Annotated in this window: 13 protein-coding genes; 12 read left to right on the top strand and 1 reads right to left on the bottom strand. The window is 54.4% G+C overall.

Features of this window, described 5'->3' with window-relative positions:
• Window positions 1–52 precede the first annotated feature (52 nt).
• The 11 genes from ACO6BQ_RS04795 (at window position 53) to ACO6BQ_RS04745 (ending at window position 11584) form a co-directional block, all read left to right on the top strand.
• Entirely contained in the window at window positions 53–499 is a 447-nt protein-coding gene (locus tag ACO6BQ_RS04795) for an RbsD/FucU family protein (protein WP_489119780.1), read from the top strand.
• 50 nt (window positions 500–549) lie between these two features.
• Window positions 550–1635: an autoinducer 2 ABC transporter substrate-binding protein gene (locus tag ACO6BQ_RS04790; protein ID WP_489119779.1), complete on the top strand. Its 1086-nt coding sequence runs from the start codon at window positions 550–552 to the stop codon at window positions 1633–1635.
• 91 nt (window positions 1636–1726) lie between these two features.
• Complete coding sequence (locus ACO6BQ_RS04785) at window positions 1727–3229, top strand: sugar ABC transporter ATP-binding protein (protein WP_489119778.1); 1503 nt, start codon at window positions 1727–1729, stop codon at window positions 3227–3229.
• Window positions 3226–4242, top strand: coding sequence for an ABC transporter permease (locus tag ACO6BQ_RS04780; protein ID WP_489119777.1), 1017 nt, complete (start codon window positions 3226–3228; stop codon window positions 4240–4242). Before ACO6BQ_RS04785 ends, ACO6BQ_RS04780 begins: the two co-directional genes overlap by 4 nt.
• On the top strand, window positions 4239–5249 hold the full coding sequence (locus tag ACO6BQ_RS04775; protein ID WP_489119776.1) for an ABC transporter permease: 1011 nt from the start codon (window positions 4239–4241) through the stop codon (window positions 5247–5249). The genes ACO6BQ_RS04780 and ACO6BQ_RS04775 overlap by 4 nt, the downstream gene beginning before the upstream one ends.
• A gap of 106 nt (window positions 5250–5355) precedes the next feature.
• The gene (locus tag ACO6BQ_RS04770) at window positions 5356–6636 is read left to right on the top strand and encodes a threonine/serine exporter family protein (RefSeq protein ID WP_489119775.1); all 1281 of its coding nucleotides are present in this window, start codon (window positions 5356–5358) and stop codon (window positions 6634–6636) included.
• A 16-nt stretch (window positions 6637–6652) separates the two neighbouring features.
• Window positions 6653–7846, top strand: a complete 1194-nt coding sequence (locus ACO6BQ_RS04765; protein ID WP_489119774.1) for a multidrug effflux MFS transporter — start codon at window positions 6653–6655, stop codon at window positions 7844–7846.
• A 75-nt stretch (window positions 7847–7921) separates the two neighbouring features.
• The gene (locus ACO6BQ_RS04760; RefSeq protein ID WP_489119773.1) at window positions 7922–8599 is read left to right on the top strand and encodes a response regulator transcription factor; all 678 of its coding nucleotides are present in this window, start codon (window positions 7922–7924) and stop codon (window positions 8597–8599) included.
• Window positions 8596–9897, top strand: a complete 1302-nt coding sequence (locus ACO6BQ_RS04755; RefSeq protein WP_489119772.1) for a sensor histidine kinase — start codon at window positions 8596–8598, stop codon at window positions 9895–9897. Before ACO6BQ_RS04760 ends, ACO6BQ_RS04755 begins: the two co-directional genes overlap by 4 nt.
• Window positions 9898–9908: 11 nt before the next feature.
• Window positions 9909–10745 carry an energy-coupling factor transporter ATPase gene (locus ACO6BQ_RS04750; RefSeq protein WP_489119771.1) on the top strand — a complete coding sequence of 279 codons (837 nt, stop codon included), beginning with the start codon at window positions 9909–9911 and terminating at the stop codon, window positions 10743–10745.
• Window positions 10730–11584, top strand: coding sequence for an energy-coupling factor transporter ATPase (locus ACO6BQ_RS04745; protein ID WP_489119770.1), 855 nt, complete (start codon window positions 10730–10732; stop codon window positions 11582–11584). Before ACO6BQ_RS04750 ends, ACO6BQ_RS04745 begins: the two co-directional genes overlap by 16 nt.
• 43 nt (window positions 11585–11627) lie before the next feature.
• Here ACO6BQ_RS04745 and ACO6BQ_RS04740 read toward each other — a convergent pair whose 3' ends face one another.
• Window positions 11628–12836 (bottom strand): HD-GYP domain-containing protein, encoded by a 1209-nt coding sequence (locus tag ACO6BQ_RS04740; protein ID WP_489119769.1) that lies wholly within the window; start codon window positions 12834–12836, stop codon window positions 11628–11630.
• A 228-nt stretch (window positions 12837–13064) separates the two neighbouring features.
• Here ACO6BQ_RS04740 and ACO6BQ_RS04735 point away from each other — a divergent pair, with 228 nt between their 5' ends.
• Window positions 13065–14534 carry an LCP family protein gene (locus tag ACO6BQ_RS04735; RefSeq protein ID WP_489119768.1) on the top strand — a complete coding sequence of 490 codons (1470 nt, stop codon included), beginning with the start codon at window positions 13065–13067 and terminating at the stop codon, window positions 14532–14534.
• The last annotated feature ends 1 nt before the right edge of the window (window position 14535 follow it).

Genomic DNA, 14535 nt, shown 5'->3' with positions numbered 1-14535 from the left:
TTTCGTAACAGTTTTGTGCCTTGAAGCGTAGCGGAAAGGAATGGTCATAATCATGTTAAAAGGAATTCCCAAATGTATCAGCCCGGATCTCCTCAAGGCTCTGGCAGATATGGGGCATGGCGACCTCGTCGTGATTGCGGATGATTTTTATCCAGCTGTATCCATGGCGAAGAATGGCATCACCATCAACGCCGATGGGATCAGTGCTGCAGAGATGTTGGATGGCATTCTGAAACTCATGCCACTTGATACGGAGTATGAGAAGCATCCCGTATTGATTATGGACGTGATGGAAGAGATGCGGGAGAAAATCGGCCGACCAAAGGTCTGGGATGATTTCATCGCCGCTGTCAAGAACAACGTGCCGGAGGGCGCAGACTGCGTCGGCTTTATTGATCGGTTCAGCTTCTATGATAAGGCAAAGACTGCTTTTGTAACGATCTCCACAGGAGAACGTCAGCCATACGGCTGTGTGATTCTCCAGAAAGGTGTTATGTAGGGAAATGCGATTCCGTGTTTCCCGGTAAATAAAGCAAGGAGGATTTTATCATGAACATGAAGAAAAAACTCTTGGCGGTGGCGCTCGGTGTCACCTGCTGCCTGTCCTTTGCCGGCTGCGGCGGAGACGGTGAGAAGCAGGCCTCCTCAACAGACAAGCCTGCGGCGGCGCGTGTCGTTGAGGCGACGGATGCCGCGATGAAGGGCGAGAAGAAAGACTGGAAAATTGCCGTCGTCGTCAAGGATTCGTCAAACGGTTGGTTTGCCCGTATGGAGGAAGGCGTGAAGCAGTACGCGGCCGACACGGGGATTAACGCCTACCAGAAAGGGCCAGCGGCAACCGATGCGGCGCAGCAGGTTCAGGTCATTCAGGATGTAATCAATCAGGACATCAACGCACTCTGCGTTGTTCCGGTTGATCCCGCTGCCTGTGACCCTGTCCTCAAGGAAGCGCGTGACAAGGGCATATTGGTCATCACGCATGAAGGTTCGACCTGCAAGAACTCAGACTATGACCTTGAGGCATTCAACAATGCTGGCTACGGTGCATTCATCATGGACAAACTGCAGGAGGCCATGGGCGGTAAGGGCATCTACACGACGATGGTCGCACATCTGACCAATGCGTCGCAGAACGAGTGGGCAAATGGTGCTGTTGCTCAGCAGACGGCAAAGTACCCCGATGTGAAGCTGCTTGATAATCCAAAGCGCGTCGAGTCTGAGAACAACTCGGAAAAGGCATACCAGGTTGCGAAGGAAGTCATCAAAGCACATCCGGAAGTCACCGGATTCGTCGGCACAAGCTCCATGGATACTCCGGGTATTGCGCGTGCAATCAACGAACTCGGACTGAAGGGCAAGGTCTTCGTTGTCGGTACTGGAATGCCAAATGAGTGCCGTACGCTGATCAAGGACGGATCACTCTCTTATATTACCCTTTGGGATCCGGCCGAGGCTGGCTATGCAATGTGTGTGTTTGCACGTCAAATTCTCGAGGGCAAGACACCGCAGGATGGTATGGATCTTGGTCTGAAGTCGTACAACAAGCTCCAGGTCAGCCCTGAAAACCCTCGTCTCTTCATGGGCGCAGGTTGGATTGCGATCAATAAGGATAACGTAGATAACTACAACTTCTAATTTTTGGGATGTTCCGGCAAAAGCGCGGCAGTCCATGGCGGGCTTCTGCGCTTTTGATCTATTTACTGAGTGCTGGAAGGAGGAGCGGAATTTGTCTGACTATATTTTGAAAGCGACGGGGATTAAGAAATACTTCGGCGGTGTCAAGGCACTGGATGGTGTCAGCCTTTCGATACGCAAGGGAGAAATTCACTGCCTCGCGGGAGAGAATGGTTGCGGGAAATCGACCATCATTAACATTATCTCTGGATTTTACACCCCCGATGCAGGTACCCTTGAAATCGACGGAAAAACATTTGACAGAATGACCCCGCAGATGGCCATTACCAACGGCATCCAGGTCATCTATCAGGACTTGTCTCTCTTTCCAAATCTGACGGTTCAGGAAAATCTTGCACTGAATATGGAGGTCGCATCAGGGCGAGCGCTCGTGAATCAGTCTCGTATGAAGGAGATTGCACTTGCCGCACTCTCGAAGATCAATCTGACGCTGGATCTGGATGAACTTGTGGAAAATCTCACCTTTGGCATGCGGCAGATGATCGCCATCAGCAGAGCACTGCTCAACGATGCACGGCTGATTATCATGGATGAACCGACAACGGGTCTGACCAAGAAAGAGGTGGAGACGCTCTTTCGTCTCATTCGGGAGTTGCAGTCGCGCGGTATTGCGGTTCTCTTTGTCTCGCACAAATTGGACGAAGTATTTGAAATCGCAGAGCGGTTTACCATCTTCCGTAGTGGACGCAATGTTGCAGAAGGGAGCACAAAGGACCTTAATCAAGACAAGTTCACCTACTATATGACCGGACGCGAGATCGTAACGCAGCGCTTCTCCTATCAGGAGAAAGACGCACCGACTGTTCTGGAGATCAAGGATCTGTGCCTTGAGAACGGGTTCCAAGATGTGAGCTTTCATCTCAAAAAAGGTGAGATCGTCGGCATCACGGGACTGCTTGGATCCGGCCGCACAGAGCTTGCCGAGGCACTGTTCGGCTGCTATCAGCCGCAGAGCGGTGAGATTAAGATCAACGGGAATCCCGTTCAGCTCTCCTGCATTCGTGATGCCATCGAAAACGGCATTGGATACCTGCCGCCGGATCGTGTCACGGAGGGGCTCTTTCTGAGCCAGTCAATTGCAGACAATATCTCTGCCGAGAAATGGAGCAACTACGCAAATTTCCTAGGTGCAATCAATCGGCATAAAATAGATGAAATGGCACACTACTGGGAGAAGGAACTGTCTATCGCTCTGCACGATGTTGAGGATCAGGTCGGCACGCTCTCGGGCGGCAACCAGCAGAAATGTGTACTCGCGAAATGGTTGTCCCTTGATCTCAATGTGCTGATCCTCAATGGCCCGACTGTCGGCGTTGACATTGGCGCGAAATTCGATATCTATGAGCGTGTCCGCAAGCTCGCGCAGGAGGGGCTCACCGTACTCATCATTTCGGATGATCTGCCGGAGGTGCTGACCAACTGCAATCGGGTGATGGTGATGCGGCAGGGACGCCTTGTTGCGTCTCTGTCCACAGACGGGCTCGCAGAGAGTACGCTCGCAGAACTTGCCCACCAAGGAGGGGATGCCACATGAAAAAGAGATTGTTCACCTCAACGGAATTCTATATCGGCATCGTACTTCTGCTCCTCTGCTTCATGATTCAGGCGAAAAGTGGTCAGTTCTTTACCGGCAACAATGCGGTGGATCTTCTGCGCGCCTTCTCTGTGCCCGCCATGTTCTGCATCGGTGAGATGTTCGTGATTATTACGGGCGGCGTGGATGTCTCCTTTCCAGCCATCGCCTCCATGTCGATGTTCATCGTTTGCTCACGTATGGAGCAGGTAACGGACAACCCGTTGCTCTTCTTTGCGTCGGCCATGCTCATCGGTCTTGCTGTTGGTTTGGTTAACGGCTACATCATCGCGCGTTTTCGTTTTCCAGCGCTAATTGTGACGCTTGGGACGAGCAGCATCTGCTTTGGTATCATGCAGGGGATCTTTAAGTCCAGAGAGTATCCGCTCTGTGCGCCTCTGTACGAGCTTGGACAGACGAAACTGTTTTCGGTAACGAATCCCGTCTCGGGACTGACCTCGGATATGCCGGTTGGCATCATCCTCATGCTGGTTCTGATTTTTGTCGGATGGTTCATTCTGAATCGCACCATGCTCGGCAGGGGCATCTATGCGATTGGAGGGGACGAGAAAGCTGCGCAGCGTGCAGGATTCCATGTATTCAGGACCATTGTCTTCATCTACGCCTTTTCCGGCTGTATGGCAGGACTCATTGGTGTTCTGCGCTCTACTATGCTACTCGCCGTTCATCCGAATAATCTCGAGGGGCTTGAGCTGACCGTCATCGCTGCCTGCGTGCTTGGCGGTGTGCGGATGGAGGGGGGCAAGGGAACCGTAGGAGGCGCACTCCTTGGCATGGCGCTTCTGACCGTGATGGACAATAGCCTCATCCTCCTCGATATTTCGACCACATGGCAAAAGGTTTTTACGGGTGCGGTCATTATCATTGGTACAGCCATTTCTGCAGTGCAGATGAAACGAAATGCGCGCAAACTCACGGTTCAAGTATCTGAGGAAGAGGGAGGGAAACAATGATGGAGACACTACAACAGTTCTTTCAAAGGGATAAGAATCTCATGCGGATGCTTATTGTATTTCTGACCGTGTTTGTCTTCTGCTCTATTCTGAAGGGAGCACTCTTCCTCAGCGTGTCGAACTTCCAGTCTATGGGAAAGCAGTTCCCGGAATTCGGGCTGCTCGCCATTGCGATGGCGTTCACGCTCTATACGGCAGGAATTGATCTCAGTGTTGTCGCCGTGGCGAATCTCTCTGCTGTTCTGGTGGCAAAGGTGCTACCGGTACTGATTACCCCAGAGACACCGGAGGGGACGGTTGTTACAATCATTCTTTTTTCCTTTCTCGGTGCATTGCTGTTTGGTATGCTCTGCGGTGCGCTGAATGGATTTCTCATTGGATCGGTCGGCATCACGCCGATTCTGGCAACATTGGGTACACAGGCACTCTTTATGGGGACAGCGATTGTTATGACGAACGGAAGTACGCTTGGTGGACTGCCTCCGCAGATCGCAGGCGCAATGTCAGCAAAGATTCTTGGCATTCCCATGCCGTTGATTATCTTCATTGTGTTTGCTGCTGCTGCTGCCTTCATCATGGAGCGTACGACGCTCGGGTACAAACTTCGCATGCTCGGCACAAGTGTCAAGGCATCTGCATTCTCTGGGTTCAATAATGTACGGCTCTATCTGGCGAACTATATGATAAGCGGTGTGCTGAGCGCTGCCGCAGGTCTCATCATGTTGGGACGATTCAACTCGGCAAAGGCGGACTACGGTGCATCCTATCTGATGGAGGCTATTCTGATTGCTGTGCTTGGAGGAGTTGATCCCTATGGCGGTAAGGGGAATATGAAAGGCGTCATCGTTGCCGTTCTGATTGTACAAATGATCTCGAGTTGGCTCAATATGTATGAGAGTATCTCAAATTTCTATCGCCAGATCATCTGGGGTGGATTGTTGATCTTTGTTCTGATTTACAATCATATCGTTAACGAACGCGAAAAGAAAAAAGCAAGTCAGGGATAAGACACCTAATGGATGCAGCTGTATCACCAGCTGCATTTTTTGTAGCTATGAAACGCTTTATTTTCTCCGAATAGAGGTGACAAATACACTAAGTCATGCTATAACTATGTTCATTATGGTAAATGAAACAGCACGAATCAACATCAACAACATTCTGGAGCGCGCGATTGACATTGGGCAGCGCATGCTCGTGACGGGGGCCGAGGTCAGCCGCGTAGAGCGCACGATCAACTTCATCTGCCGTGCCTACGGCGTGCGCCATGTGGACGTGATGGTCATTACGACCAGCATTGTTGTGACGCTGCGTGGGGAGGACATCGGCGTGCTTACGCAGATGCGCCGTGTGCCCGGGCAAAACTTCGACTTTCAGCAGCTCAAGGCTCTGAATCAGCTTTCACGCGAGATCTGCGCCCATCCCATGACCTCTGATGAAATCAAAAAACGCATTCGGGAGATCGACACGATGGAGGTGATCTCACTCAAGGCATCCCTGTTCTACTGGGCACTGATTGCTGCGAGTTTCTCTGCGTTCTTTGGCGCGCGTTTCGATGATGCCGTCTGTGCGGGCATCGTGGGCGTGCTCCTGCGTCTTCTGCAGCATCTGCTTGCGCAGACGAAGCTGAATCCATATTTTGGTCTCGTTCTGCTCAGCTTTGTCGGGGGAATGCTCGCGAACTCGTTCATGTATTTTGGTCTGGACATTCATCCCGCCGCAATCAACATGGGCAATATCATGCCTGTCATCCCGGGGCTTGCCCTCATGAACTCGATCCGTGATATGTTCAATCAGGAGACGATATCAGGGCTCATCAAGAGTGCAGAGGCATTCATCCTTAGCCTCCTCATTGCAACGGGGTTTGCATTCAGCGCGACGGGGACACTCATCGCCTTTGAGACGGCGGGATGGGTCTATCTCCTGACCTCGTTTGTCGGCGGCTTTTGCTTTCATCTGCTCTGGCACGGACACTTCAAGGACGCTGTCATGGGGGCGGTGGTCTGCATGGGCGCGTGGGGATTCACGATGCTCTTTGTGGCAATGGGATGGAACGAGTTTGCAGGCTACTTTGCGGGGGCGGTCTTTGCAACGATTGCTGCGGAAATTTTGGCGCGCATCTACAAATCGCCCGCGACGATCTTTCTCATCATCGGTGTGATTGCGATGGTGCCGGGCGGCTCGCTCTACCGCACGATGTTCTACGCCGTCGCTGCCGACTGGGAGAAATTTGGAACGCAGGGGATCAAGACGTTCCTCTATGCCGTTTCGATTGCAGCGGGGATCGTCATCGCAACGGCGATCTGGGAGACGGTTAAGGCGTGGATGATAAGCCGTAGAAAAAAAGGTGAGTCCTCTACGGCAGAGCCTTTGTGTACGCAGGATAAGACGTGAAAGAGGGAAACATTCTATGGCAATGCGTGCGCGTACGCGTCTTTGGCTGACGATCTTTCTCGGCATGATGACTGCGATTGCGCCGCTCTCGACAGATATGTATTTGCCGGCACTGCCCGAGGTTCAGGCGGACTTTGGCGTGTCGACCTCGCTCGTACAGCTGACGCTGACGATGACGATGCTCGGCATGGCACTCGGGCAGATTCTTGCGGGACCCCTGAGCGACCTTCATGGACGGCGTTTTCCGCTCTTTCTTGGGATGCTTGTCTTTATCGGTGCAACGCTTGGCTGTGTACTAGCAGAGGATATCCATCTCTTTCTCTTTTTCCGTTTCTGTGCAGGCCTTGCGGGCGCGAGCGGCATTGTCATTGCGCGTGCGATTGCACGCGATATCTGTGAGGGCCCGGAACTCACGCGTTTCTTTGCCGTGCTCATGATGGTGAACGGCTTTGCGCCGATCATCGCACCTGTCATCGGCGGACAGATGCTCCTCTTTGCTGACTGGCGTGCGACCTTTGTCCTCCTCACGCTTATCGGAGTATTGCTCGCAGGCGCAACCATCGTCTACCAGGAAACCTTGCCGCGTGAAAAGCGCAGCGGAAATATGACCGACGCTCTGAAAAACTTTCCGATGCTTCTGCGTGATCGCTATTTTCTTGGACACTGCCTTCTTCAATGCTTTGTATTTGGAGCGTTCTTCTCCTATCTTTCGGGGTCGTCGTTCGTCTTTCAAAATATCTATGCCGTCTCGCCGCAGGGCTACAGCATGATCTTCGCCGCAATAGGGGCGGGGCTGCTCCTCGCAGGGGTTCTGCCCGCACGCCTTGCAGGGCGTGTGCCGGACATCATTCTGCTGAAATACGCGGTGCTTGTGCCCCTCTTTGGGAGCGCATTGCTGCTGATCGGATTCTTCTTTGGCGCATCGCTTGCCGTTATCTTTGTTCTGCTGTTCCTGACGGTTGTCCCACTCTCGGTGGTGGGGGCAGCGAGCTTTTCGCTTGCGCTTTCGCGGCAGGGAAAGAATGCCGGCAGTGCGTCCGCGCTTATTGGCTGCTTTTCCATGCTGCTCGGCGCGTGCATGATGCCGCTAGTCGGCATTGCGGGCGACCATACGGCACTCCCCATGGGGATGATTATGCTGACGGGGTACGGAATGGGGGCAGCGGTATTCTATGGAATGATTGCATCGGATCACCCCATGATGCGCTGATTTTCAGCTATCTTTCACCTCGTTTTCGTATACTTTCCTAGGAAAAATCGGATACAATCAACGGGAGATGATACGATGCGTGTGCTTTTGGCGGAAGATGATCTGCGCCTCGGGAAGCTCATTCAATATATGCTCGAACAAAATGATATCTCGGTCGAGTGGGTGACGGACGGCAGTGACATCTATGAGTATGCGACCTATGCGGAGTACGATATTCTGATCCTGGATTGGATGATGCCCGGGGAGACGGGCGTCGAGGCGTGTGCGCGCCTGCGCCGCAGCGGCTATGACCGTGCCATCCTGATGCTGACGGCACGTGACTCGGTAGAGGATCGTGTGACGGGACTGGATGCAGGGGCGGACGACTACCTTGTGAAGCCGTTCGAATTCTCGGAGCTGCTCGCGCGTCTGCGTGCCCTCGGTCGGCGGGCGACACAGCGGATTCAGCATGAGGTGGATGAGATTGGCGGATTCAAACTGAACCGCACAGCGAACATTCTCGAGAAGAACGGCAAGATGATCCAGCTCTCGCCGCGTGAGTTTCAGCTCTTTGACTTGCTCGCGCAGAACATCGGCATTGTTGTGCCGCGCGACATCATTCTTGACCGCATCTGGGGGCTCGAGGCGGATGTCAGCTCGAACAACATCGACTCCTATATGAAGATGCTGCGCAAGAAACTGGATGCGGCAGGGGAGGGCGACGCCATCAAGACGGTGCGTGGTGTCGGATACAAGCTGGAGTCGCTGCGTTGAACGAACAGAATGTATTCGGACGCAGCCGTCTGCGCCTGATGCTCCGTTATGCGCTTGTCATGGGAGGACTGGTGATTGTCCTCCTCTTTGCTATGCACAAGACGATGGAGTGGGCGATCACGTCGGAACAGGCGCGTGAACTCTTGGACACGGCGGACAGTGTGGCTGAGGCGCAGGCATATGCCGTCCTCCATGCCGGCATGGATACGGACGAGGCACAGCTCTACCGCAGTACGAACGATCGTCTTTTCTACTATGTCTTCGACGGCGAGGGGCGGCTTGTCAGCTTCTCGCGTGCGTCTTTCCGCATCGAGTCGTTTGTGTTGGACATCGTGACTGTGTGGGATGCGCCCGAGCGGGAAGTGCGCGTCTTTACGAAGACGAATGAGCGCGGCACATCGACGAAGGTGATGGTGACAGCGCAGACGGTGTTCAGCCCCCCCCTGCCCGTACAGACGGTCTACGTCGGCAAGGATGTCACCGCCATGTATAACGGCATGGAAAAGGCGACGTGGGCACTTGCGATTCTCGGCGGGCTGGCACTCGTATTTGCCGCCGCCATCGGCTATGTGCTCTCAGGCGGTGCGATGAAGCCCGTGCGCGAGGCGTATGAAAAACAGCGGCAATTTGCCGCAGATGCCTCGCATGAGCTGCGTACGCCGCTCGCTGTCGTGCTCGCCTCGGCGGATCTCCTGCTGACCGATCCGTCGATCACCTCGCCATTCCTGAAGCAGGTTATTGAGGATGTGCGTGACGAGGTAAAGAAGATGACAAAGCTCGTTGGTGATCTCCTCACCGTGGCGCGAAGCGATGCGAAGGCGAACCAACTCAAACCCGTGCGCATGGATCTCGTTGCAGCGGCACAGCAGACCGTACGCATTATGCGCCCGTTCGCCGAAAAGAAAGATATTGTCATTGCGGAGGAGCTGCCAAAACGCGCGGAGATCTGCGCGGACGAGCAGAAGATTCGTCAGTTGATCCTGATTCTGGTGGATAACGCTGTGAAGTATACACCCAAACACGGACGTATTTCCGTCTGCGTACAGGAGGAGAAGGGAGCTGTGGAGCTCTCTGTGTCCGATACGGGCATCGGCATTGCACCCGAGCACATAGAGCGCATTTTTGACCGCTTCTATCGCGTGGACAAGGCACGCTCACGCCGCATGGGCGGCAACGGACTCGGGCTTGCCATCGCACGCGAGATTGCCGAAGCGCACGGGGGAACGATTGCAGTCGAGAGCGAGATGGGCCAGGGGACGACGTTCCGTGTCCAACTGAAGGCGAGAACAAAGAATTAGTGAGAGAGCAAATGACAGAGAATTTTTTTGAACTCGATCATGTCACCCATGTCTACCAAAGCGGAGAGGGGGAGGGACATGAGGCTCTGTGCGGTGTCACCCTCTCCATTGCGGCGGGCGAATTCGTGGCGGTGCTCGGGGCAAACGGCTCGGGCAAATCGACCCTCGCACGCCATCTGAATGCTCTCCTCCTGCCGAGCGAGGGAACGTGTCGGGTGTGTGGATGGGATACGAAGGACGAGGTGCGGCGATGGGATATCCGACAGGAAGTCAGCATGGTGTTCCAGAACCCCGATAATCAGCTCATTGCGGCAGTTGTCGCGGACGATGTCGCATTCGGCCCCGAAAACCTTGGTGTGCCTCCCGCAGAGATTCGTACGCGCGTGCAGGATGCGCTTGCACTCGTCGGTATGGAATCGTACGCACAGGCTGCGCCGCATCTGCTCTCGGGCGGACAGAAGCAGCGCATCGCCATCGCGGGGGCAATCGCCATGCAGACGCATTGTCTTGTGCTCGATGAGCCGACGGCGATGCTCGACCCACGCGGCAGGACAGAGGTTCTGCGTGCGGTCAAAAAACTTCACAAAGAGCAGGGCATGACGATTGTCTACATCACGCACTTCATGGAAGAGGCGATTGCGGCAGACCGCATTGTGCTGATGGATGCGGGACGTGTTGTCATGGACGGAACACCACATGAAGTATTCTCGCAGTCGGAGAAGGTGCGCGCGCTCGGGCTGGACATTCCACTCGCCGCCGACCTCGCGGAACACTTGCGGCGCGGCGGACGTGATCTGCCGCAGGATATCGTAACGGATGAGGAGCTGCTGCATTGTCTATCGAGATAGAATCGCTTTCATACACCTATATGGAAAAAACGCCGCTCTCACACACCGCCCTGCACAATGTCACGCTGACAATTCGAGGGGGAGCATTTACGGCGATTGCAGGCGAGACAGGCGCGGGCAAATCGACACTGATGCAGCTGCTCGGTGGTCTCCTTGTGCCGACGGCGGGACGCGTGTGTGTGGATGGCGTGTCCCTCCATGGAAAAAGCAAAGCGGAAAAGGAGGCGGCACGGACGGCGCGTTTCCGTGTCGGCATGGTCTTTCAGTATCCTGAGCATCAGCTGTTCGAGGAGACGGTCTATGAGGATATCGCATTTGGTCCACGAAATCAGGGTCTTTCAGATGCTGATGTGGAAAGCCGTGTGCGCGAGGCGATGGAACTCGTACATCTGCCCGAGCGTTATCGCACGCGCTCGCCATTTGCGCTCTCGGGCGGGGAGCGCAGACGCGTCGCCATTGCGGGGGTTCTCGCTCTTGCTCCGCGCTATCTTGTCCTCGACGAGCCGGCAGCGGGACTTGATCCGCGCGGACGTGAGGAACTGCTCGCCATGCTCACGATGCTGCACCGCGAGCGCGGCGTCAGCATTGTCCTCGTCTCGCACAGCATGGAGGACATCCTGCGCGTCGCCAATCATATGGTGATCCTCGCGGGCGGACAGGTCATCGGTGAGGGAACGCCGCACGATCTCTTTCAACGGAATGATCTTCTCGCGCGCGCTGCACTCGCTGCTCCACACCTCCTGCGTCTCGGTCGAAAACTCGAGGCGGCGGGCTATCCCGTCAGGGACTGCATGACGGTTGCAGATATGGCGGAAAAGATTTTGACGAGCGGCAGATAAGGCGCACAAAAAAACGGACGATAGCGTCCGTTTTTTTGTCGAATCACGCCTTCATGCGCGGTGGTGTCGATACGCCCGAGGACGTAATGCCCGCAGCCTTATCCTTCTCACGCTCTTCCTCGAGGTAGTAGGAAGGATCAACGCCGAGTTCATGAATGAAGTGATAGAGATCGTTGCCCGTCGGGACGACCTGTATGGAGGAGGCACCGTCCTTTTCCTCCGAGAGGTCAATGACCGTCCGCCGATCGAGCAGCTTGCCGTTGGTGTCGGCAAAGAGAATGATGATGGGGGTCGTCGTCCGTCCGAACTTGCTTTCCTTTACGACAGCAAAGCCGAAGGTGGTCTTGAGCACTGCGCCCTCCGGATAGAGAGCGACATTGTTAAAGAAGGTCTCAAGGAGTTTCGGGTCGAACTGCCCCTTGTTGATGTTGTGCATGATGTTGTAGGCGATGTTCGGCATATACGCTTTCTTGTACGGGCGTTCGCTCGTCAGCGCGTCATAGACATCAGCAATCGCTGCAATCTTAGCGTAGCGGTGCATTTCCTCGCCCTTGATTCCACGAGGATAGCCCGTACCGTCGATGTGCTCGTGATGCTGTCCCGCAATCGCCGCGAGGATGCTTGCCTTCGGCAGGTCTTTCATCTTCAGGATACGGCGTGCGCCGTCTGCGGGATGCTTCTTCATGATGTCAAACTCGCTCGTCGTCAGACTGCGATTCTTTGTGAGGATGTCCGTGTGCACGTCGATTTTCCCTAAATCGTGCAAGAGTCCGCCGAGCGTGATGATGGACAGTTCCTCCTTCGGCAGATGGCAGAGCATTCCCATCATCGCCGAGAGAACAGCGACATTGACACTGTGTGCGAACGTGTAGGCATCGTGTGTGCGAATGTCTGTGAGCTGGACGAGGTTGTTGTGGTTGTCGAAGAGGTCAAAAACGATGGAATCCGTCACCTTTTGCAGGGCGGGAACGTCCAGTGTGCCATTTTCCTCGATGGACTGAAATGTATTGTAGACGGCACTGATCGCGTTGACACGCGTCTTCTCCTGGATCACGTCCGGCGGCGGTACAAATTTATGGCTCGGATCCATGGATGTCACGGTGACAGATTGAATGCCAAGCTGATGAAGTCTGCGAATATAGTCAATTGTAACCGGCTGTCCCTTGACGAGATAACTGCCCCCTGCGGTATTGAACAGGCTCTGTCCAAGTACCATGCCATCCTTTAACTTCGAGACGGGAAGTCGTAGCATTTTTTCCCCCTTGTTTTGTTCTCGTATGTTTTGCCGCATCCTGCACATATGGGCAGTTTCCCCGTATGCAGCAGATACTGAGATTCCCTATTTATATACGCATATTAGTTTACATGAAATACGAATTTTTGTAAAGATGTATATGGTTGACAAAGTTCCATTTGATTTGCATGGAACTTTTGTTTTTGTTATACTGTAGAGAAATCATCGGGAAGGACGATACACGGATTGAAACAGGGAAAAAAAGAACATTCGCCCACTGAACAGAATGGGGCATTTCTCAAATATGCGGGAGCTGTGTTTGCGCTCTCCTTTTTGCTTGTCTGCGCGATTTATTACTACGGAACCTACTTTATGTCCGGCTCGCTGCGCGATGCAAACGCATTTGCCGATATCGTGGAGAATGATCTCGGCTATGTGCTCATCATGGGCGTTGACCGCAGAGATGGAGATGTCGGACGCAGTGACACGCTGATGCTTGCAGCAGTCGACGAGGAGCAGGGGCGCGCAACGCTGCTCTCCATCCCGCGTGATACACGCATCGAGGTGGGCAAATACGGCTATGACAAGATCAACCATGCCTATGCGTTCGGCGGACATGAGATGACGCTTGCATCGGTGGGAAAAATTGTGGGTGTCCCCATTACGCATTACATCCTGATTGATACGTCCGCATTTGAGCGCATCGTGGACGCGGTCGGAGGCGTGGATATCAACGTCGAGAAGCGGATGTACTACGAAGACCCGTGGGATGACAATGGCGGACTTATCATCGATCTGCAGCCGGGTGAGCAGCATATGAGCGGAGCTCAGGCGATTCAGTATGTGCGCTATCGCGACGGCGAGGGAGACATCGGGCGCATCGCACGTCAGCAGCACTTTATGCGTGCGCTGCTCGCACAGTTCCTCTCTCCGCAGGTGCTTCCACGTCTCGCAGCGGTCGTCGATGAGGTGAAAAATGCTGTTGAGACGGATTTGACAACGCGCCAGCTTCTCACACTTGCGACGCGTCTCAAAGAGATCGAGGCAGGCGGTATGGCAATGCAGATGGTTGTGGGTACGCCCGCCTACCTTGGCGATATCAGCTACTGGATTCCCAACCTCATTGAGACGCGGCAAGCACTCTATGCGGGCGTTGGCAGGGAACTGCCTGTACGGATGCAGGAGCAGGCTGAGCGTGATGCAGCTGCCTATCGTGCGGACATGCCCGAGCGACTGCGCGTGATGACAGAGACCGATGAACGCGAGCTGCTGCCCTCATCCGAGGAGCTCCTTGCCGAGGGAGACCGTGCCATTGCAGTGCAGCGTGCGGAGCGCGGTATCACGACGCAGAAGCCCGCCGAAAAAAAAGAGGAGAAAAGCGAAGAAAAGGCGGCGACGAAAAAGGAAAGTGCATCGGATACGGCGCAGAATATCTCCGTCATGATTGTCAATGCGAGCGGCATCAACGGTGCGGGTGCGGAGATCGCAGATACCCTGCGGGCGCGGGGATTCCGTATCTCAGGTGTGGAGACGGGGAGTGCCTCGGATCGTCCGAAGACTGCCGTGATGACGGCGGATTCGCATGTCAATCTCTTTTACGGTATGCCGTTTCCCTGTGTCATCATGCCCGTCGATGGTGCGGGCGAGCGACAGGCGATTGTCGTCATTGGACGGGACTACCGCCCCGATGCGGTGCATGAGGATGGAGAAGAGTGAT

The organism is Centipeda sp. (in: firmicutes), assembly GCF_057271695.1.
This window is presented reverse-complemented; position numbering and strand designations above follow the sequence as displayed.